General features: G+C 68.6%; 15 protein-coding genes. 10 read left to right on the top strand and 5 right to left on the bottom strand.

Annotation, left to right across the window (positions count from 1 at the left end; all coding sequences use genetic code 11):
• Nucleotides 1-55 precede the first annotated feature (55 nt).
• The 4 genes from ACLQ7E_RS21760 (at nucleotide 56) to ACLQ7E_RS21745 (ending at nucleotide 9,186) form a co-directional block, all read left to right on the top strand.
• Nucleotides 56-4,963, top strand: coding sequence for an ATP-dependent helicase (locus ACLQ7E_RS21760; protein WP_411734671.1), 4,908 nt, complete (start codon nucleotides 56-58; stop codon nucleotides 4,961-4,963).
• Nucleotides 4,964-5,200: 237 nt separating this feature from the next.
• The gene (locus ACLQ7E_RS21755) at nucleotides 5,201-5,911 is read left to right on the top strand and encodes an Fpg/Nei family DNA glycosylase (RefSeq protein WP_411734670.1); all 711 of its coding nucleotides are present in this window, start codon (nucleotides 5,201-5,203) and stop codon (nucleotides 5,909-5,911) included.
• 115 nt (nucleotides 5,912-6,026) lie between these two features.
• Nucleotides 6,027-7,100, top strand: a complete 1,074-nt coding sequence (locus ACLQ7E_RS21750) for a pseudouridine synthase (protein WP_411734685.1) — start codon at nucleotides 6,027-6,029, stop codon at nucleotides 7,098-7,100.
• Between the two features lie 175 nt (nucleotides 7,101-7,275).
• The gene (locus tag ACLQ7E_RS21745) at nucleotides 7,276-9,186 is read left to right on the top strand and encodes a hypothetical protein (RefSeq protein WP_411734669.1); all 1,911 of its coding nucleotides are present in this window, start codon (nucleotides 7,276-7,278) and stop codon (nucleotides 9,184-9,186) included.
• Nucleotides 9,187-9,208: 22 nt separating this feature from the next.
• Here the strand turns inward: ACLQ7E_RS21745 and ACLQ7E_RS21740 are convergent, their stop codons facing one another.
• Entirely contained in the window at nucleotides 9,209-9,514 is a 306-nt protein-coding gene (locus ACLQ7E_RS21740) for a hypothetical protein (protein WP_411734668.1), read from the bottom strand.
• A 93-nt stretch (nucleotides 9,515-9,607) separates the two neighbouring features.
• Between ACLQ7E_RS21740 and ACLQ7E_RS21735 the strand changes: the two genes are divergently transcribed.
• The gene (locus ACLQ7E_RS21735) at nucleotides 9,608-10,384 is read left to right on the top strand and encodes a DUF1684 domain-containing protein (RefSeq protein WP_411734667.1); all 777 of its coding nucleotides are present in this window, start codon (nucleotides 9,608-9,610) and stop codon (nucleotides 10,382-10,384) included.
• A 21-nt stretch (nucleotides 10,385-10,405) separates the two neighbouring features.
• On the opposite strand, the gene ACLQ7E_RS21730 is transcribed toward ACLQ7E_RS21735, so the two are convergent.
• A complete protein-coding gene (locus ACLQ7E_RS21730) occupies nucleotides 10,406-11,185 on the bottom strand; it encodes an SDR family NAD(P)-dependent oxidoreductase (RefSeq protein WP_411734666.1) in 780 nt (259 codons plus the stop codon).
• Nucleotides 11,186-11,307: 122 nt separating this feature from the next.
• Here ACLQ7E_RS21730 and ACLQ7E_RS21725 point away from each other — a divergent pair, with 122 nt between their 5' ends.
• A complete protein-coding gene (locus ACLQ7E_RS21725) occupies nucleotides 11,308-12,054 on the top strand; it encodes a glutamine amidotransferase (protein WP_411734665.1) in 747 nt (248 codons plus the stop codon).
• Here the strand turns inward: ACLQ7E_RS21725 and ACLQ7E_RS21720 are convergent.
• Nucleotides 12,051-12,623, bottom strand: coding sequence for a YdeI/OmpD-associated family protein (locus ACLQ7E_RS21720; protein ID WP_411734664.1), 573 nt, complete (start codon nucleotides 12,621-12,623; stop codon nucleotides 12,051-12,053). The genes ACLQ7E_RS21725 and ACLQ7E_RS21720 overlap by 4 nt on opposite strands.
• A gap of 82 nt (nucleotides 12,624-12,705) precedes the next feature.
• On the opposite strand from ACLQ7E_RS21720, the gene ACLQ7E_RS21715 reads away from it, so the two are divergent.
• The 3 genes from ACLQ7E_RS21715 to ACLQ7E_RS21705 are packed head-to-tail and all read left to right on the top strand — an operon-like array spanning nucleotide 12,706 to nucleotide 14,737.
• Nucleotides 12,706-12,864 (top strand): CopG family transcriptional regulator, encoded by a 159-nt coding sequence (locus ACLQ7E_RS21715; protein WP_411734663.1) that lies wholly within the window; start codon nucleotides 12,706-12,708, stop codon nucleotides 12,862-12,864.
• A complete protein-coding gene (locus ACLQ7E_RS21710; RefSeq protein WP_411734662.1) occupies nucleotides 12,864-13,598 on the top strand; it encodes a hypothetical protein in 735 nt (244 codons plus the stop codon). The genes ACLQ7E_RS21715 and ACLQ7E_RS21710 overlap by 1 nt, the downstream gene beginning before the upstream one ends.
• A 29-nt stretch (nucleotides 13,599-13,627) precedes the next feature.
• A complete protein-coding gene (locus ACLQ7E_RS21705; RefSeq protein ID WP_411734661.1) occupies nucleotides 13,628-14,737 on the top strand; it encodes an NADH:flavin oxidoreductase/NADH oxidase in 1,110 nt (369 codons plus the stop codon).
• A 161-nt stretch (nucleotides 14,738-14,898) separates the two neighbouring features.
• Here the strand turns inward: ACLQ7E_RS21705 and ACLQ7E_RS21700 are convergent, their stop codons facing one another.
• Both ACLQ7E_RS21700 and ACLQ7E_RS21695 read right to left on the bottom strand, forming a co-directional pair.
• On the bottom strand, nucleotides 14,899-16,251 hold the full coding sequence (locus ACLQ7E_RS21700) for an MFS transporter (protein WP_411734660.1): 1,353 nt from the start codon (nucleotides 16,249-16,251) through the stop codon (nucleotides 14,899-14,901).
• 40 nt (nucleotides 16,252-16,291) lie between these two features.
• Nucleotides 16,292-17,527 carry a M20 metallopeptidase family protein gene (locus ACLQ7E_RS21695; RefSeq protein ID WP_411734659.1) on the bottom strand — a complete coding sequence of 412 codons (1,236 nt, stop codon included), beginning with the start codon at nucleotides 17,525-17,527 and terminating at the stop codon, nucleotides 16,292-16,294.
• 161 nt (nucleotides 17,528-17,688) lie between these two features.
• On the opposite strand from ACLQ7E_RS21695, the gene ACLQ7E_RS21690 reads away from it, so the two are divergent.
• A complete protein-coding gene (locus ACLQ7E_RS21690; RefSeq protein ID WP_411734658.1) occupies nucleotides 17,689-18,675 on the top strand; it encodes an AsnC family transcriptional regulator in 987 nt (328 codons plus the stop codon).
• Nucleotides 18,676-18,707 lie beyond the last annotated feature (32 nt).

Raw genomic sequence — 18,707 nt, 5'->3', positions numbered from 1 at the left:
TCTTGGGCGGTACACCGGCGCCTAATTGACGCGTCGAGCGTTTAGGCTGGGGTCGATGGCTAAGAATGTTGAGGCGGCGCACGTCCTTGAGCGGTTCACCCCCGCGACGCGTGCCTGGTTCGAGGGAGCCTTTGCCGCGCCGACGCCCGCCCAGATAGGTGCGTGGGACGCAATTTCCACCGGACAGCACGCCCTGGTCGTTGCACCCACCGGCTCCGGCAAGACGTTGTCCGCGTTCCTGTGGGCACTGGATTCCTTTGCCCGCACGGCCACCGAGATCCTGTCCCCCGCACTCCCTGGCCTGGAAACCGGGGTCTCCCTCGGAACGCAGGCCACAAAGACCGCCACAAAAACCGCCGCCAAGTCCGGCGGCACCAAGGTGCTCTACATTTCCCCGCTGAAGGCCCTGGGCGTGGACGTGGAACGCAACCTGCGCGCCCCGCTCGTCGGTATCAAGGCCACCGCCGCGCACCTGGGACTCGCGGTGCCGCAGGTGTCCGTCGGCGTGCGCTCCGGCGACACCCCGGCCAACGAACGCCGCAAGCTGGTGACCAACCCTCCGGACATCCTCATCACCACCCCCGAGTCGCTCTACCTGATGCTCACCTCCAGGGCCCGCGAGTCACTGGCCGGCGTGCACACCGTGATCATCGATGAGGTGCATGCGGTGGCGGGCACCAAGCGCGGCGCCCACCTGGCGCTGTCCCTGGAACGCCTCGATGCCCTGCTGCCGTCCGCTGCCCAGCGCATCGGGCTCTCGGCGACCGTCGAGCCGCGCGACGAGGTCGCCCGCTTCCTCGGCGGCACCGCCCCGGTGAGCATCATCGCCCCGCCGATCACCAAGACCTGGGAACTCAGTGTGCGGGTGCCGGTCGAGGATATGACCGACCTGCCCGCCGCCGCGGCAGCCCACGACCTGGGTCCCGGGTCCGGGTTGGCCCCGCAGGCGAGCATCTGGCCGCACGTCGAGGAACAGATCGTCGATCTGATCGAGGCGAACCGCTCCACCATCGTCTTTGCCAATTCGCGCCGGCTGGCCGAGCGGTTGACCGGCCGGCTGAACGAAATCCACGAAGCCCGCACCACGGGAACCGACGCGGCTCCGGGCTTCGCCCCGAACGGGATCGGATCCACCGGCGCCGAGATGACGGCGGGCACCCCCGCGGTGCGGGTGCAGCCGGGCACCGGGATGCCCGCGGCCATGATGGCCCAGGCGGGCACCACCGCCACGAGCACACCGGCAACCGAGGCCGGGGCGGTGGCGCCGCTGGCCCGCGCGCACCACGGCTCGGTGTCCAAGGAGACCCGGGCAAACATCGAGGACGACCTGAAGACCGGGGTGCTGCGCGCCGTGGTCGCCACCAGCTCCCTGGAACTGGGCATCGACATGGGCCTGGTGGACCTGGTCATCCAGGTCGAGTCCCCGCCCTCGGTGGCCTCGGGCCTGCAGCGCGTGGGCCGCGCCGGACACCAGGTCGGCGAGACCTCCACCGGCACCTTCTTCCCCAAGCACCGCGCGGATTTGCTGGCCACCGCCCTGACCGTCTCGCGGATGCGCGAGGGGAAGATCGAGAAGCTGCACATCCCCGCGAACCCGCTGGACGTGCTCGCGCAACAGACCCTGGCTGCCTGCGCGTTGGAGGACCTGGGAGTGGAGGCGTGGTTCGAGACGGTCCGCCGCTCGGCCCCCTATGCCTCGCTGCCGCGCTCCGCGTTCACCGCGACCCTGGAAATGCTGGCGGGCAAGTACCCCTCGGACGAGTTCGCGCAGCTGCGCCCGCGCATCGTCTGGGACCGGGACGCCGGGGTGCTCACGGGCAGGCCCGGCGCCCAGCGCCTGGCGGTCATCAGCGGCGGCACCATCCCGGACCGCGGGCTCTTCGGCGTCTACCTCATCGGTTCCGAGGACAACTCGGGGGCCAAGGGCGGTCGCCGGGTGGGCGAGCTCGACGAGGAAATGGTCTATGAGTCCCGGGTCGGGGACGTCTTCGCCCTCGGGGCCACCAGTTGGAAGATCGAGGACATCACCCACGACCGGGTGCTGGTCTCCCCCGCGTTCGGGCAGCCCGGGAAGCTGCCGTTCTGGAAGGGCGACACCCAGGGCCGGCCGGTCGAACTCGGGGCGGCGCTGGGTGGGTTCACCGCGCGGCTGGCCAATTCCACCGAGGCTGCTGCCCGCGGCGAGTTGGACGCCATCGGCCTGGACGCCTTCGCCGCGGGCAACCTGCTGAACTACCTGGGTGCCCAGCAGCAGGCGACCTCCGTGGTGCCCAGCGACAAGACACTGGTGGTCGAACGCTTCGTGGACGAGCTCGGGGACTGGCGGGTCATCCTGCACTCGCCCTTCGGGCTTCCGGTCCACGCACCGTGGGCCCTGGCCGTGGGGGCGCGGCTGCACGAACGCTTCGGCCTGGACGGATCCGCCATGGCAGCGGACGACGGGATCGTGCTGCGCGTCCCGGCCATGGACGACGAACCTCCGGGGGCCGAGCTCTTTGCCTTTGAACCGGAGGAAATCGAGGATCTGGTCACGGCCCAGGTGGGCAATTCGGCGCTTTTCGCCTCCCGCTTCCGCGAGTGCGCGGCCCGGGCGCTGCTGTTGCCGCGGACCAACCCAGCCAAGCGCACCCCGCTGTGGCAGCAGCGCCAGCGCAGCGCGCAGCTGCTGGACGTGGCCCGCAAGTACCCCGACTTCCCGATCATCCTGGAAACCGTCCGCGAGTGCCTCAACGACGTCTATGACCTGCCCGCGCTGAAGAACCTGCTCGCGGCGGTGGGGTCGCGCGGCATCGCGGTGCGCGAGGTGCAGACCCGTTTGCCCTCCCCCTTCGCCCAGTCGCTGCTCTTTGGCTATGTGGCCCAATTCCTTTACGAGGGCGATTCGCCGCTGGCCGAGCGCCGTGCCGCGGCGCTGTCGCTGGACCCGGCGCTGCTGGGCGAGCTGCTGGGCCGCACCGAGCTGCGCGAGCTGCTCGACGCCAAGGTCATTGCGCGCACGCAGGACGAACTGCAACGTGTGTCCGGGAACCGCAAGCTGGCCGGGATCGAGGGCACAGCTGATTTGCTGCGGATGCTCGGCCCGCTGGACGCGGCGGCGGTGGCGGCCAGGCTGCGCCCCGAAGAGGAAGCGGCGAGCGACACCGATGGAGTGGAAGCCGCTGCCGGGCACCTGGCGGCGCTCGTGCGCTCCAACCGTGCCCTTGCGGTACGCCTGGGCGGCAGGGAATTGTTCGCGGCGATCGAGGATGCCCCGCGGCTGCGCGACGGGCTCGGCGTCCCGCTTCCGCACGGGGTGCCACTGGCCTTCATCGAACCGGTGGCCGACCCGGTGGGCGACCTGGTGTCCCGCTTTGCCCGCACCCACGGGCCCTTCACCGCATCGGACGTCGCCGCCGCACTGGGCCTGGGCGTCGCGGTGGTTCTTTCCGTCCTCGAGCGGCTGGTTGCCGATTCCCGGGTGATGGTCGGGGCGTTCCGGCCCGCCGAAATGCTCCTCGACGCCCCGGTGGCCGGCGGCAGCGCCACCGAGTATTGCGACGCCGGGGTGCTGCGGATGATCCGCACCCGCTCGCTGGCGGCGCTGCGCGCGGAGGTCGAGCCCGTGGACCAGGAGACCTTCGCCAGGTTCCTGCCGGGCTGGCAGGGAATCGGGGCCGGGCTGCGCGGGATCGACGGGGTGCTGGCTGTCATCGAGCAGCTTGCGGGCGTGCCGGTTCCCGCCTCCGCCCTGGAATCCCACGTGCTGCCTGCCCGCGTGCGGGACTACCAGCCATGGATGCTCGACGAGCTCATGAGCGCCGGGGAGGTGCTGGTCTCCGGCGCCGGGGCGCTGGCCGGAACCGACGGCTGGATCGCCCTGCACACGGCCGAGAACGCGCCGCTGAGCCTGCCCCTGCCCGACACCGCGACCCTGGGCCCGCTGGCTACCCGGCTGCTGGCGGTGCTGGGCTCCTCCGGCGCCTACTTCGTCCCGCAGCTGGCCCAATTGCTGGCCAACACTCCCGATCCAAGCGACGTGCCACACGCAGCACCCGGCATCGAGCCTCGGTCCGCCGAGGTGCTCGAGGCGCTGTGGGAGCTGTTTTGGGCCTCGGCGGTCTCACCCGACACCCTGGCCCCGATCCGCCAGCTGCTCTCCGGGGGCAAGGTCGCGCACCGGGTGCCGGCCCTGGCCCCGCGGGCGAGGACCGCCCGGCTGGGGCGCATGGCGATGCTGCGTGCCTCCCGCCAGGATGCCGCCATCGATCTCTCGGGCCGCCGCCAGCTCCCCGATTCGGCCTCCGGCCGCTGGGCGGCCCTGCCGGCGCCGGAGCAGGACACCACCATCCGCGCCCACGCCGCCGCCGAGTTCCTGCTGGAGCGCTACGGGGTGGTGACCCGCGGCTCGGTTGCGGCCGAATCGGTGCCCGGCGGCTTCGGGCAGCTCTACCGGGTGCTCGGCCGGCTCGAGGAGGCAGGGCACACCCGACGCGGCTACTTCGTGGAGCGGCTCGGGGCCGCCCAGTTCTCCACCTCCGCGACCATCGACCGGCTGCGTGCCCTGGTGCGCGAACCCGGGCACGGGGCCCCGCCGGTCGCGCTGGCCCTGGCTGCAACCGACCCGGCCAACCCCTACGGGGCGGCGCTGGGCTGGCCCGAGGCCTCCGGCGGGCACCGCCCCGGGCGCAAGGCGGGAGCTCTGGTGGTGCTGCTGGACGGCCGGCTTGCCCTGTATGTGGAGCGCGGCGGCAAGACCGTGCTGGGCTTCGGTGCCCTGTCCGCGGACGCGGAATCCCCCGACGTCGATCCCGCGGTGCTCGATGCCATCGCGACCGAGCTGGTGGCGGTGCTGCGCCGCGCCGCCATCGCCAAGCTGGGAATCGAGAAAATCAACGGCCGGCCCATCGCCGAAACGCCCGTGGGCGCGGCCCTGCGGCGCGCCGGGTTCTATTCGAGTCCTAGTGGACTGCGTTTTAGGGCCTAGGTATTTGCGCCGTTTCCACCCGTCGTTCACCGACACCGGCTAGGCTGGGTGATCAGGGTCACTTGATAACTTGAGGGCGAGTGCATCCTTCTAGCAGGATAGGTGGTTTTAGCGATGCCCGAAGGGGACACAGTTTTTCGCACGGCCCGTCGATTGGAGGCCGCGCTGGGGGGCAGGGCCTTGAGCCTGAGTGATTTCCGGGTGCCCGCCCACGCAACTTTGTCGTTGGTGGATTGGATGGTCGAGTCGGTGGTTTCGCGCGGGAAGCACCTGCTCATCCGCACCCGCCCGCCGACCAAGGTTTCCGCCCCGGCACTGAGCATCCACTCCCACCTGCTCATGGAGGGGCATTGGGACGTCTATGCGACCGGCGAGCGTTGGCGTTCCCCGGCATTCAAGGCACGCGCGGTGCTGGGCAACACCGCCTTCACGGCCGTGGGCTTCGAGCTCGGGTTCCTGCACGTGCTGCGGACCACCGACGAGGTGGAGGTCATTGGCCACCTGGGCCCCGACCCGCTGGGGCATTCCTGGGATCCGGAGGAGGCCGTGCGCCGCCTGCTTGGCGACCCGTCCAGACCCATTGGCCTGGCGTTGCTTGACCAGCGGCTGATTTGCGGGCTGGGCAACGTGTATCGCTCCGAGCTGCTCTTTGTCACCCGGGTGCATCCGCGCACCCCGGTGGGCGAGGTCGAGGACCTGGGCCACCTGGTGGATATTGCCCACCGCTTGCTGCATGCCAACAAGGACCGCGCCCGGCGGGTGACCACCGGCTCCGACGGGATGAACCCGTACTGGGTCTATGGCCGCGCCGGCCAGGCGTGCCTGCGTTGCGGGGGCACCCTGCAAAAGGAGTCGTTGGCCGAATCCACGCGCAGCGCGGAACGTGACGTGTATTTCTGCGCCTCGTGCCAGGGTTCGTATGTGCCCAGCGGGGAAGGCGCCCGCTAACGGAGCCATCCCTCCGCGCTCCCGCGGCGTCCGGGCCTTGCCGGGTGCTGCGCCTCGTCGCCGCGGAAGCCGTCCGTTGGGTGCGGGCGCACATGACAGACTGGTGTGCATGGCCATGCCCTCTCCCCTTCCCGTGCGCAACGGCGTCAATGCAACCCGTCTGCGCGTGCCCTCCGGGGGCCAATGGGCAACGGTGTGTCAGTACATGCTGCACCGCTTCGGGCACGTCGACGCGACGGGAATCACCCGCCGCTTCGCGCAAGGCGAGGTGGTGGGCATCGACGGGAATCCACTGGATGAGCACACGCCGCTGGGCGCCCACGAATTCATTTGGTACTACCGGAACCTGCCGGTCGAGGAACCGATCCCCTTCACCGAGGCGATCCTGCACCACGACGAAAACCTGTTGGTCATCGACAAGCCGCATTTCCTGCCGACCACCCCCGGTGGCCGCTTCATCCAGGAGTCCGCGCTGGTGCGGCTGCGCAACCGGGTGGGCAACCCGGAGCTGATCCCCATGCACCGACTGGACCGGGCCACGGCCGGGATCCTGCTCTTTTCCACCAACCCCGAGACCCGCGGCGCCTACCAGACCCTCTTTGAGCGCCGCGAGATCTCCAAGACCTATGAGGCCGTTTCTGCGCTCGATTCGGTGGCCGGGCGGCCTGCAGGTGAGGTCCTGGGGACCGGCGGGCTCGGCGGAAGCGCCGAGGAACGCAGCGGAAACGCGGTCGACGGCGCGGCCGGACCGGGAAACCACCTGCTCACGGACGCCGAACTGCGCGTTCGTCTCGATGCGCTGCACCGGGAGCCGCTGGTGTACCGAAACAGGATGAGCAAGATCAAGGGGCAGCTGCGCTCCTTGGTCGAGGAGGGGGAACCGAACGCGGAATCCCTCATTGAGCTGCTGGGCACCGGCCCCTCGGCCGGGCACTTTACCGGGGTGCCGGTGGCCAAATTCAGGCTGAGCCCGCACTCGGGCAAGACCCACCAGCTTCGCGTGCACCTGGCGGCCCTGGGCCTCGGGATCCTAAATGACCCGTTCTACCCAACGCTGCTGGATTTGGCGGCAGATGACTACGCGCGCCCGCTGCAGCTGCTGGCCCGCAGCATTTCCTTCATCGATCCGCTCTCCGGGAAACCGGTGAGCTATTCCTCGGGGCTGGAACTCTCCGAATCCCCCGCCTGAACAGCCCCGACAGGGGCAACCGCCGCGGCGCCGCCCGCTTCCATGGCGCAGCTCACCTGCCCGGGTCGGGCCTTCTGGCGTGGGAATCGGGCATCCCCTCCGGGTTGTTCGGTACGCTGGTAGCCATCCGATGAGCCGGTGCGCCAAGTGCATCGCGGCGATGAAGGAGCTGAATGTGAACAATTCCGATACCAAAACCTCCGCCGCGTCAAACGAATCGCAAAAACCGGCACCCGCACCGTCCACCGACAAGGCGCAGCCGACAAAGGCGCCCAAGGCTGCAGAAGCCATTCCGGATGTCGCAACCCAAACCCCCAAAACCCCCACCAAGGACAACGCCGCATCCTCTCCGCCCGGTCCCACGGACATGGTCCGGGCCGCCGGGGAAACCGGACCCGCTGCACCCCTCGAGGCCAAGGAACAGCTCTCGGAACGCATTGCCCATCCCGTGCCGCACCACTCCGTCCCCGAACCCGACAATGTGGAAGAAGTGCTCAAGAGCCCCACGGGCACGGCACCCGGCGATTCCCCGCTGCGCCACCTGACGGACAAGAAATTGTCCGCGGACCAGAATGCGACGGGCACAGGCTCCAAGGCGGTGTCCGGCGGTTTCACCGGACTCAACAACTGGCTCGATTCCCTGCCCGAGCCCAATTTGGAGCGTCTGGGCGACAGGATCTACGCCGCTCCCGCCACCTTTAAGAGGCGCTGGCACCGGTTGCGCATCGAGCGGGCCAAGGTCGCCGAACTCAAGGAACAAGAGCGCCTTCTCGAGGTCGCCCGGGCCGAGGCGAAGGCGGAAGCCGCCAAGCGCGATGCCGTGCGCCTTGCCCACCAGACCAAGCTGGATGCCGCAGCCCGGCAGGCCGACGAGGCGCGATTGGCCGCCCTGGCGCAGGCCGACGAGGCGCGATTGGCCGCCCTGGCGCAGGCCGAGCTCCGCGCGAGGGCCGCCGAAGAGGAGCGACTGCGCGCCTTGGCCCCGGACCCCGCTGAAATCCCGGCCCCGGACGAATCCCCCATGTACGACGAGCCCGAATTGCATGCCGGGAACCTGGTCTCAGGTCGCGCCGACGATTGGGATCCAGAGGAGCAAGACGCGCCCGGTGAAGCTGTTGTGGCTGCCGGCTCCGGGACCCCGGTCGCCTCCACCCCGGCTCCCCCGATGGATCCGGAGCAGCTGGCTGCCTTGGTCGCCAGCGCCAAGGCGGCAATAGACCACCAACAGGCAATGGCCGAACCGGTCTACGAGGCCCCCTATGTCCTGCCCGAGTCTGGCCCAAACCCGACGGAGGAACCTGCGGACCTGCGCCGCCGGATCCTCGGCAGCGGCGCCGCCCTGGCGGCGGCGGCCGTGTCGCTGGCCAGCCTGGAAACGTTGTCCTCCGGCAAGGTCGAGTCGCTGGGTTCCAACTACTCCCTGCTTTCCCTGGCCCCCTCGGCGCACCTGATCTGGCCGGTCATCTTCATCTGGGCGGTGCTGGGTGCCGCCTACTCGTGGGCGCCTTCGCAGCGCTCTGCTGTGCGCCAACGCGCGGTCGGCAATCGGTTTGCGATTGCCTGCGCGGGCAATGCGCTGTGGATGCTCAGCGCGCTTAACAACTGGCAGTTCCCCGCCTTCGCTTTTGCCGCGGCCAGCTGCTGGTTCATCTACACCGCCGTGCGCGAGCTGAACCTCCAAACGGCCCGCACCCGGCGCGAACGCATGCTCACCGATGCCCCCATCAGCCTGATGGCCGGTTTCAGCCTGGTCATGCTCGCGTCCACGTTGGCCAACATGCTGCAGTCCTGGGGCGCGGGTGGAGCGGGCCTCTGGTTCGCCACGGTCCTGGTGCCTGCCCTGGGCTACGGCGCCGCGACTCTCTCCATGACCGAACGCGGCCGCATCATCCTGGCAATCGGCTTTGGCTGGGGCATGTTCTGGCTGCTCGTGCCGCGGGTACTCGGAACCAACAACTCCATTTGGATTGCCATCCTCGCGGGCATGGCAGGCTTCGTGGTGCTGCTGGCAACCGAGAACCGGCGCTACCAGATCCACCACGCCGAGCACCGCGCCGCCCTCGGCAAGCCGACGGACTTTTCCTAGGCCGCCGTTTCCTGCCGTTGTCCTAACGCCGCAGCGTGATCCAGCGTCCGCGGGTGCGGCGCAGCACCACCAGCTTTTCGCTCAGCGCCACGTTTTCCACCGCCGCGCGCATTGCAGCGGCCGAGGCAATGGCGCGCACATCCGGGTTCCCGTCCTCCTCCACCGTGTAGCGCACGGTGATCCGCGGAACGCCTGCCACGACATCGAGCTGGTTCGCATCCACGTGGTGGCCGACGGCCAGCGAGGCCACGGCGGTGTCCATGACTGCTTCGGGGGCATGCCCGGGCCGAAGCCCTGTGATGTTCAGTTGGGCGCGATAGGAAGGCATGGAAACAAGCCTAGTGCGTGTGCATGCGCACGCTGTCGCAGCGCCCCGGCAAGCACCGGGCCGGCCGAGCGCAGAAGTGGCACACTGTATTCCATGAGTGCACCCACAGAATTCACCCAGTGGCGCCGTATGCGCGACGAAGGCCTGGCCGTCCCGTTCGGGTGGCTATCGCTGAGCAGCTACCAGTGGCTGCCGGAGGACCCCGGGCCGCTGAAGCTGGTTCCCGGCCGATGGAGCGCCAATGCCACGGCGGCGACCGCCACCTTCGACCCAGCGGATTCCGTCACGACCCCGGACGGCGACCCGGTTTACGGGACACTGGTGCAATCCATGCACGAGGACGAATCCATGCATTTCATCCGCCACGGCGACACTCTCGTCGAGTTGGGCGTGCGCGGCGGGCGGTACATGATCCGCACGCGCGAGCGCACACATCCACGACTCAAGGCCTTCACCGGCGTTCCTGTCTTCGACTACGACCCGACCTTGATCGTCCCCGGGCGCTACACCGCCTTCCATGCCCCGAAGGTGGTGCCGATCGACAGCTTCCGCCCCGACACCAGGCTCAAGACCGAGCTGGTAGGCGAGGTCGAATTCGAGCTGGCCGGGAAGCGCGCCGTGCTGGCCGCGTCCCAGAACGCGAATGGGTCACTGACCTTGGACTTCAGGGATGCCACCAACGGGGAGCAGACAGCGGCCTGGCGTTTTGTCACGGTCCCGGCACCCTCTGCGGACGGATCGGTGACCATCGATTTCAACCGCACGCTGAACTACCCCATGGCATTCTCGCCCCATGCGGTGTGCCCCGCCCCGGTGCCGGGCAACCGGCTCGAGGTAAAGGTGCGCGCCGGCGAGCTGCTGCCGCACTAGGGACGTACCCGCGAGGTACGCCTACTTCGGTCCCATGCGAATGGCCCCGTCAAGGCGGATGGTTTCCCCGTTGAGCATCTGGTTGGCCACGATGTGCTCCACCAGGGCCGCGTATTCGGCGGGCTTGCCCAGCCGTGCCGGGTGCGGAACCTGGGCGCCCAGGGAGGCCTGTGCCTCGGCCGAAAGCGAGGCCATCATCGGGGTCTCGAAGATGCCCGGGGCGATGGTCATGACCCGGATGTAGTGGCGGGCCAGTTCACGGGCCAGCGGCAGCGTCATGGCTGCCACCGCACCCTTGGACGCCGCGTAGGCCGGCTGGCCGATCTGCCCGTCGAATGCGGCGACCGAGGCGGTGTTGATGATGACCCCGCGCTCGGGCGTTCCGGTGGCCGGATCGATGGCGGGTTCGGCGGCCGCCATGGCCTCGGCCGCCAGGCGCACCACGTTGAAGGTGCCAGTGAGGTTGATGGCTATGACCTTCTCGAAATTGGCAAGCGGCAGCACGCCCTCGCGACCCAGTACCTTCCCCGGGGTGGCGACCCCGGCGCAGTTGACCACGATGCGCAGCTTCCCCAATTCCCCGGCCACGGCAATGGCGGCCTTGACCTGGGTCTCGTCTGTGACGTCGGCGGCCACGAACCTGGCCCGCTCCCCCAGCGCCGCCGCGGCCTCGTTGCCCTTCGCGGAGGGCAGGTCAACCAGCACCACGTGGGCGCCTGCGTCGTAAAGCACCCGTGCGGTGGCGGCCCCGAGGCCGGAGGCTCCCCCGGTGACAAGGGCGACTGAGTCGGTGATGAGCATGGTTGGATTCCCTTCGTTGGGTTAGTGGCCATTAACTCACTACAGACTAGACCGGGAAGCCCCAAGACAGAAGGGGGGGTACTGCACCTTGCCCGGGGGAACTCGGGACGTAGAATGCAGCCATGGGGCGCTTCATCTTGGTTTCCACGCGGCAACATGACCTGGCGGCATCCGACGAGGTGCGCGGGGTCCTGGACGCCGGCGGGCTGGCGTCCGATGCGCTGCGCGTCACCCGGCTCGACCGCGAACCGCTGGGTCCGATTGCCGCGCTGGGGCTGGAGGATTGCCCGGGCATCATCCTGGGCGGCAGCCCCTTCAACGCCTCGGACCATCCGTCAACCAAGTCCGAGACGCAGCAGCGCTGCGAGGCGGACCTGACCAGGCTGCTTGATGTGCTGGTGGACGAGGACTTCCCGTTCCTGGGCGCCTGCTACGGCGTTGGCACCCTCGGCACCCACCAAGGCGGGAGAATCGATACGCACTATGGCGAGCCGGTGGGCACCTCGCGCATCCGGCTCACCCGGGAAGGACGCGGCGATCCGCTGCTGGCAGGGTTGCCCCAGGAGTTTGACGCCTTCGTGGGACACAAGGAGGCCGTCTCCGTGCTTCCGGAAACGGCGGTTTTGCTGGCGGATTCGGCGGCCTGCCCCGTGCAGATGTTCCGGGTCAAGAGCAACCTCTATGCCACGCAGTTCCACCCCGAGCTCGACCCGATCGGGCTGGCCCAGCGCATCCTGATCTACCGCGATGCCGGCTACTTCCCGCCGCACCAGGCCCAGCGGCTGCACGACGAGGCCCTGGCTTCACTCGTGGAATGGCCCGCGCTGATCCTGCGCAACTTCGTGCAGCGCTACACTCCGAAAAGCTAGAAGATCCCTTGCCCGGCATCGAGCCGGGCAAGGTAGTCGGCGATCTTCTTCCGCCGGGTTTCGACTCCCTTGACTGCATGCAGCCGGTAATAGATTGCGTAGCGTTCCGTGGCACCGAGTGTTTCAAGTTTTTGAAGTGCCAGCGGGTGTCCGGCGAGCGCGTCGAGGAAATCCCCGGGCAGCGTCGCGGCGGCTTGCCCCTCGTAGGCGGCATCCCATCGCCCATCGGCCTTGGCCGCCTCCACCGCCGCGATCCCCGCCGGCTCCATCAACCCCAGTCCGGCGAGCCTTTCAACGTTGGCCACGTTCTTCGCCGACCACTTGCTGCGTGCGGCGCGCGGCGTGAACCGGTTGTAGTGGCTGTGCTCGTCGCGGCGATTGCGCTGGCCGTCGATCCAGCCAAAGCACAGGGCCACGTCCACGGCCTGGGCATAGGTGAGTTCCGTCGTGGTTCCGCCCTTCTTGTGCAGCACCAGGCGCACGCCGGGATGGCCGTCATGGTGTTCACGCAGCCAGGCACGCCACGCACCGGCATCGGGCAGCAACAGTTCGTCCAGGAGGATCGCCATGGACCCCATCATTCCATCACCCGTTCGCGGCAACCAGCAATGATCTTGTGGCAACGGAGGCTATATTGCTAGCATCCGTTGCATGGCACCGGACAGCGAAGAACACAGCGAGAAGATCCAATTCAACGTCTACCTTCCGGCAGCCTTGGTGCGCCGCGTGAAGCATGCCGCCGTCGATGACGGCAGCAGCCTCTCGGCCTTCGCCGAAAAGGCCCTGGCCGAGCACCTGGAGCGGCACTGATGTTGCGTGTCCGGCCCGTGCTGAACACCCCGCACGCCGGGGCCTGGGCCGAGATGCTCCTGTCCCTGGGGCTGGCGGAGTTGGATTACGCCACCGCCGGGGAACGGTGCTTTGCCGCTGACTCGGGACGGGTGGTGGTGCGCACGGCGCCGGCATTCGCCATCGAGCTGGGCTTTGAGGTGCGCGACCTGGACAAGTTCGCGCAATGGACCCGCAGCGACGGCACCGAGGTGCTGCTGCTCCCCGCGGCCGGCACTCCCGGCACCCCGGATGCAGGGTTGGTCGGGCAAATCACCGCCGATGACCAGTTGGTGTTCACTGCCACGCCGGTGGATGCCGGTGTCACGGCCGGATCCGGGCTGGAGGCCGCCCGGGCCCCGCTCGGCGTGCTGGCCGTGTGGAACACCCCGGATCTCCCGGGCGCGGCGCAGACGCTGCGGAACATCGGCGCGAGGGATTCCCCCATAAGCCAGGGAGGTTCCGGCACGCACTTCAGGGCCAAGAACGGCGGATACGTTGACCTGCGCGCCTCCGGCAGCGCCGGGGTCGAGCTGGAATTCGGCATCGACGGTGATCCCGGGGAGTTGGCGGCGCGGTTGGCCGCAGCCGGGCGGCAGCCGCGTTTCGCCGCGGGCGCACACAGCAGGATACTGCTGGTGCCGCACCCCGACGGCGGGGACCTGCCGATCGCCGAACGCCACCACCATGCGGACGGCCGGGCGGCGCGGGAATAGCCCGGTCTGCATCCCGGTTGCCACCGGGCATGAGCAAACTCTTCACACCGGTCCACCTGGCAGCACCCGAGGGACCTGGCCTGACGCTCCGGAACCGCACGGTGCTGGCACCCATGTGCCAGTACTCGGTCACCAAGCTCGACGGAGTGCCCCACGCCTGGCACATGGCCCACCTGGGGGCCCGCGCCGCAGGGGGCTTCGGGCTGGTCTTCACCGAGGCCGCCGCCGTCACACCCGCCGGACGCATCAGCGATGCGGACACAGGCATCTGGAACGACGCCCAGGCCCAGGCATGGGCACCCATTGTCGACTTCATCCGCTCCCAGGGAGCGGCGGCGGGCATCCAGCTGGCGCACGCCGGAGCCAAGGCCTCCACGCACCCGTGGCTGCCCGGTCCCCAGGCCGCCGGCGAAACCGGAAACCTATCGGTGCCGGGTCGCGGCTGGGAAACCACCGGCCCCTCGGAAACCGGGATCTTCGGGCTCGATTCCCCGATCGCCATGACCGGGGAGCAGATCGCCGCATCGATCCTGGACTGGGCCGAGGCCGCGCGGCGTGCCGACGCGGCGGGATTCGATGTCGTCCAGATCCATGCCGCCCACGGCTACCTGATCCACCAGTTCCTCTCCCCGCTGACCAATACCCGAACGGATCAATACGGCGGAAGCTTCGAGAACCGTACCCGGTACGCTCGCGAGGTGATCGCCGCGGTGCGTGCCGCCTGGCCAGCGCACAAGCCGCTGGCCATCCGCTTTTCCGGGGACGACTGGGTCGAGGGCGGGTGGAGGATCGAGGACACCGCACGATTCGCCGCCGAGGCCTTCGAGCTGGGCGTCACCGCCTTCGACCTGTCCAGCGCCGGGATCGGCAAGTACCACGGGCCCAGTGGCCCGGGCTTCCAGGTGCCGCTGGCCACCGCCGTGAAGCAGGCGGTCCCCCATGCCTTCGTGACCGCCGTGGGCATGATCAACGACCCCTCCCAGGCCGAGCAGGTGCTGGTCACCGGCGCCGCCGACGGGGTGTCGATCGGCCGTGCGGCGTTGAAGAACCCGAACTGGCCCGCGGTTGCCGCCGCTGAGCTGGGCGCTGGGCGCGAGCAGGTGCCCTTCGCCGCGCAATACTGGCGCGCCCACTGGTAGGCGCTTCGGCGCAGGCCCTTCAGCCAACTTCGCGATCCAGCGAGGCACACGGCCAAGACCTACGTTGTCCGCCCACGCAAAAGGTGCGGGCCATCGGAAGAGGAATTCCCCCGATGGCCCGCACCTTTTGCGTATATCCCGCCAGCGCCCTTGCGGGGCTCCTAGCCGCGCAGGTCCTTGCCCACGGACTCGGGCATCTTGTAGACGGTGAGCGCGCTGATGAGCAGCAGGACGATGGAGTAGACGGCGAAGACCATGCCGCCGGTGGGGATCCCGAACCAGGCGTTGAACCCGGCCTGCAGGAAGGCGGCGGTGCCGCCGAAGGCCGCCACGGCGATGGCGTAGGGGATGGCCACGCCGATGGTGCGGATGGCGGTGGGGAACAGCTCGGCGTAGACGGCCGGGACAATCGATGCGGAGGCCGCGATGAAGATAAGCATCACCGACATCGCAATGAACAGCTGCCAGGCCTCGCCGCGGACCAGGGAGGACATTGGGAACTGCAGCACCGCGGCACCCAGCGCCGAGATCAGCAGCACCGGCCGGCGGCCGATGCGGTCCGAAAGCTTGCCCCAGAACGGCAGCACGGCCATGAACACCAGGTTGGCGGCGACGCCCGTCCACAGTGCGGTGGCCGGATCCATCTTCAGCGTGGAGATGGCGTAGGCGGGGGTGGAGACGCTCCAGATGTAGTAGACCACGGTCAACCCGACGGTCAGGCCGATGACCTGCAGCGCCTGGCGCCAGTTGGCCATGATCTGCGAGAAGACCGAGGGTCCCTTGTTGCCCGCCGCGGCCTTGGCCGACTTCTGCTCCTCGAACTGCTCGGTTTCCTTCAAGCGCGAGCGCATGATCAGCGTGTACAGACCCATGAGCGCACCGACGGCGAAGGGGATGCGCCAGCCGAAGGCGCCCATCTGTTCCTTGGTCAGAGTGACGGTCAGGATCGCGCCGAGCAGCGTGCCGGCAACGATGCCGGCGGTCCCGGAAAAGTACATCAGCGTGGAGTAGAACCCGCGCTTCGGGGCCGGGGCCACCTCGGCGAGGTAGGTCTGCGCGCTGGGCATCTCTCCGCCGTGCGCCAGGCCCTGCAGCAGCCGGGCCACCAGCAGGATCAGCGAGGCGCCGGCTCCGATGCTGGCGAAGGTCGGGGTGATGGCGATGATCAGCGAACCAACCGAGGCCAGGCCCACGGCCATGGTCATGGCGGCCTTGCGGCCGACCTTGTCACCGATCAGGCCGAAGAAGGCACCGCCGAAGGGGCGGGCGACGAAGCCGACGGCGAAGATCGCCATGGTGGCAAGGAACGCAGAGGTCGGGTCGGCCTTGGAGAAGAGCTGGCCGGAAATGAAGGAGGCGAACGTGGCGTAGATGGCCCAGTCGAACCATTCCACGGCGTTGCCGGCGCCAATACCCAGCAGGGTCTTGAGGGTGGACTGGCCGGGGACGCCGTGCGGGGCCTGTCCGGTGCTCTGGGTGCTGCCGGCCGGGGCCAGCTGTTCCTTGATGCTCATGGGAGTTGGATCCTAGATCTGTGTGGGAGTGGGGCGGGAGTTAGTGTGAAGCCAGGGAAGCGAGCTTGGCGGTGGCCAGCTGCGTGTAGAGCGCGGTACCGCGACCCAACACCGAATCATCAAAACGTGCATACGGGGAGTGGTTGTAGGCGGCGGATGCACCATCCACGCCGGGAGTCAGCGCGGAGAGGAAGACGAAGGCGCCGGGAACCTCGTTCAGTACCCGGGAGAAGTCCTCCGACCCGGCCAGCGGACTGGCCATGGCTGCAAAGGAATCGGGTCCAAAGAGTTCGCGCACCGCATCTGCCGCAAAATGCGTTTCCGCCTCGGCATTGATGGTGGTGGGGTACTCGGTGCGGTATCCAACCTCAACCTCCAGCCCGTGGGCCCGGGCGATGCCTTGGAGCAGTGCGGGGACGGCGGCCTGAAGCTTGTCGTGGTTGGCGTTGCTGAAGGAACGGATGGTCGCCTCGAAGTAGGCGGTTTCCGGGATGATGTTGCGCACCGTTCCTGCGCGCAACACACCAACGGAAATGACCACCGGGTCAAAGATGTCGAATTGGCGGGTGACCATGACCTGTAGGGCTGTCACCATTTCCGCGGCGGCAGTGACCGGGTCCTTGGCGGCGAAGGGTGCCGAGCCGTGCCCGCCGGCGCCGCGCACCGTCACGAACAATCCGTCTGACGCGCTCATCACTGCACCTGGCTTGGCGGTGAAGACGCCGGTGGATCCCATCGAGCTCATCACATGCAGTCCGAAGGCGGCATCCACCTTCTTCCCGCTGGCCTCCAGCACGCCCTCTCGCACCATGTGGCTCGCCCCGTCCCAGCCCTCCTCGCCGGGCTGGAACATCAGCACCACATCCCCTGCAAGCGAGTCGCGGCGTTCGGCCAACAGGGTTGCGGCTCCGGCCAACATCGCGGTGTGCAGGTCGTGCCCGCAGGCATGCATGGTGTCTCCGGTCTGGGAGGCGAAATCGACACCAGACTTTTCCTGCAGCGGCAGTCCGTCCATGTCACCGCGCAGCAGCACCGTGGGGCGCTCGCCGGTAGGCGCATCGGTGGCTCCGCCGCGCAGCACCGCTGTCACGGAGGTGAGGTCGGTTCCCAGGGAAAGCTCGTATCCCAGGGGCTCGAGCCACTGCAGCACACGCTCCTGGGTGCGCGGCAGCTGCAGCCCGATTTCGGGCTCGCGGTGCAGCGCATGGCGCAGGCGGGCGATCTCCGGAAGGAGTTCGCTTGCGTCCTGCAGGATTGCGGTGGTGGCGGTGCTCATGCCGTGTGGTCTCTTCCCGGGGGTCCCGAGCCCACCAATTGGTGAGCTATATCACTATCGAGCGTGGGGCACGGCCGGGACAATGGAGGAAGATTCACGGATAATTGCACAAGGTGGCCTTCAAACCACGATTTTGTGCACACACTGAAAAAGGGGTCCCGATGGAGCTGCCGGTCGAGGACCTGCAATTGGTGCATGCACTGCAAATCGCGCCGCGGGCCAGCTGGGCCGAGCTCGGGTCGATCCTCGGGAGGCACCCCGCGACGCTCTCCGCCCGCTGGAGTCGGTTGCGCGAGGACCGCATGGCCTGGATCCTGGGGCACCTTGGCGGCCACCCCGAACAGCATTGCACCGCCTTCGTCGACGTCGTGGCGGATCCGGCACTGGTCGAGGAAGCGCGCGTTGACCTCTGCGCGATCTCGGAGGTGCTCACGGTGGACGATGCGACCAGCAGTGCCGACTTCCGGCTCACCTGTCTGGCCGCCGACTGGCTCACCATGGCCCGGGAGGTGCTGCCGCGCATCCGCGGGGCCCGCGGCGTCCAACGCACCAAGGTCTCGTTGTGCACCAAGCTCTATGCAACAGGAAACGTCTGGCGCCTGGACGTGCTCTCGCCCGTGCAGCAGGCCCAGCTGCAACGCCTCAACCAGCCACCCCTGGCGCAGCCGACCATCATCCCCGCCACGTTCTGGCCCATGCTGAGGGTGCTGATGCGCGACGGCCGTGCCACCGCCTCGGAGATCGCCCAGGCCACCGGCCAGCACCCCTCCACCACGGGCCGGGCGCTGAGGACCGCGCTGGAGACCGGCATGGTGACGATGCGTTGCGAGCTGGCAAGCCACTACACGGGCTACCCGCTGACGGTGCAATGGTTCGCGAAGGTTCCCGCGGGCACGGCGGACACCGTGGCGGCCTTCCTGATGGAGCATCGGACGCTGCGCCTTTGCGCCTCAACCACGGGGGCGGCGAACATGACGTTCATGATGCAGCTGCGCACCCCGGCGGACATCGCCGACATTGAGGCCAGGCTCGCCGCCCGGGTCCCCGGTGTCGACATCATCGAGGCCTGCGTGGGCGTGCATTCATTCAAGCGCATGGGCTGGATGCTGGATCCCGAAGGGCGTCCCACCGGGGAGGTCGTCACCTGATCGCGCCCGGGAAGGACACCTTAAACGACAAT

The organism is Paeniglutamicibacter sp., assembly GCF_046714615.1.
GTDB lineage: Bacteria > Actinomycetota > Actinomycetes > Actinomycetales > Micrococcaceae > Paeniglutamicibacter.
The sequence above is the reverse complement of the archived record's forward strand: the minus strand, read 5'-3'. Positions and strand labels throughout refer to the sequence as shown.

Coding starts and splice junctions, on each gene's coding strand:
- ACLQ7E_RS21760 (WP_411734671.1), top strand. CDS start 56: ATGGCTAAGAATGTTGAGGCGGCGCACGTCCTTGAGCGGTTCACCCCC.
- ACLQ7E_RS21755 (WP_411734670.1), top strand. CDS start 5,201: ATGGTCGAGTCGGTGGTTTCGCGCGGGAAGCACCTGCTCATCCGCACC.
- ACLQ7E_RS21750 (WP_411734685.1), top strand. CDS start 6,027: ATGCCCTCTCCCCTTCCCGTGCGCAACGGCGTCAATGCAACCCGTCTG.
- ACLQ7E_RS21740 (WP_411734668.1), bottom strand. CDS start 9,514: ATGCCTTCCTATCGCGCCCAACTGAACATCACAGGGCTTCGGCCCGGG.
- ACLQ7E_RS21735 (WP_411734667.1), top strand. CDS start 9,608: ATGAGTGCACCCACAGAATTCACCCAGTGGCGCCGTATGCGCGACGAA.
- ACLQ7E_RS21730 (WP_411734666.1), bottom strand. CDS start 11,185: ATGCTCATCACCGACTCAGTCGCCCTTGTCACCGGGGGAGCCTCCGGC.
- ACLQ7E_RS21725 (WP_411734665.1), top strand. CDS start 11,308: ATGGGGCGCTTCATCTTGGTTTCCACGCGGCAACATGACCTGGCGGCA.
- ACLQ7E_RS21720 (WP_411734664.1), bottom strand. CDS start 12,623: ATGGCGATCCTCCTGGACGAACTGTTGCTGCCCGATGCCGGTGCGTGG.
- ACLQ7E_RS21715 (WP_411734663.1), top strand. CDS start 12,706: ATGGCACCGGACAGCGAAGAACACAGCGAGAAGATCCAATTCAACGTC.
- ACLQ7E_RS21710 (WP_411734662.1), top strand. CDS start 12,864: ATGTTGCGTGTCCGGCCCGTGCTGAACACCCCGCACGCCGGGGCCTGG.
- ACLQ7E_RS21705 (WP_411734661.1), top strand. CDS start 13,628: ATGAGCAAACTCTTCACACCGGTCCACCTGGCAGCACCCGAGGGACCT.
- ACLQ7E_RS21700 (WP_411734660.1), bottom strand. CDS start 16,251: ATGAGCATCAAGGAACAGCTGGCCCCGGCCGGCAGCACCCAGAGCACC.
- ACLQ7E_RS21695 (WP_411734659.1), bottom strand. CDS start 17,527: ATGAGCACCGCCACCACCGCAATCCTGCAGGACGCAAGCGAACTCCTT.
- ACLQ7E_RS21690 (WP_411734658.1), top strand. CDS start 17,689: ATGGAGCTGCCGGTCGAGGACCTGCAATTGGTGCATGCACTGCAAATC.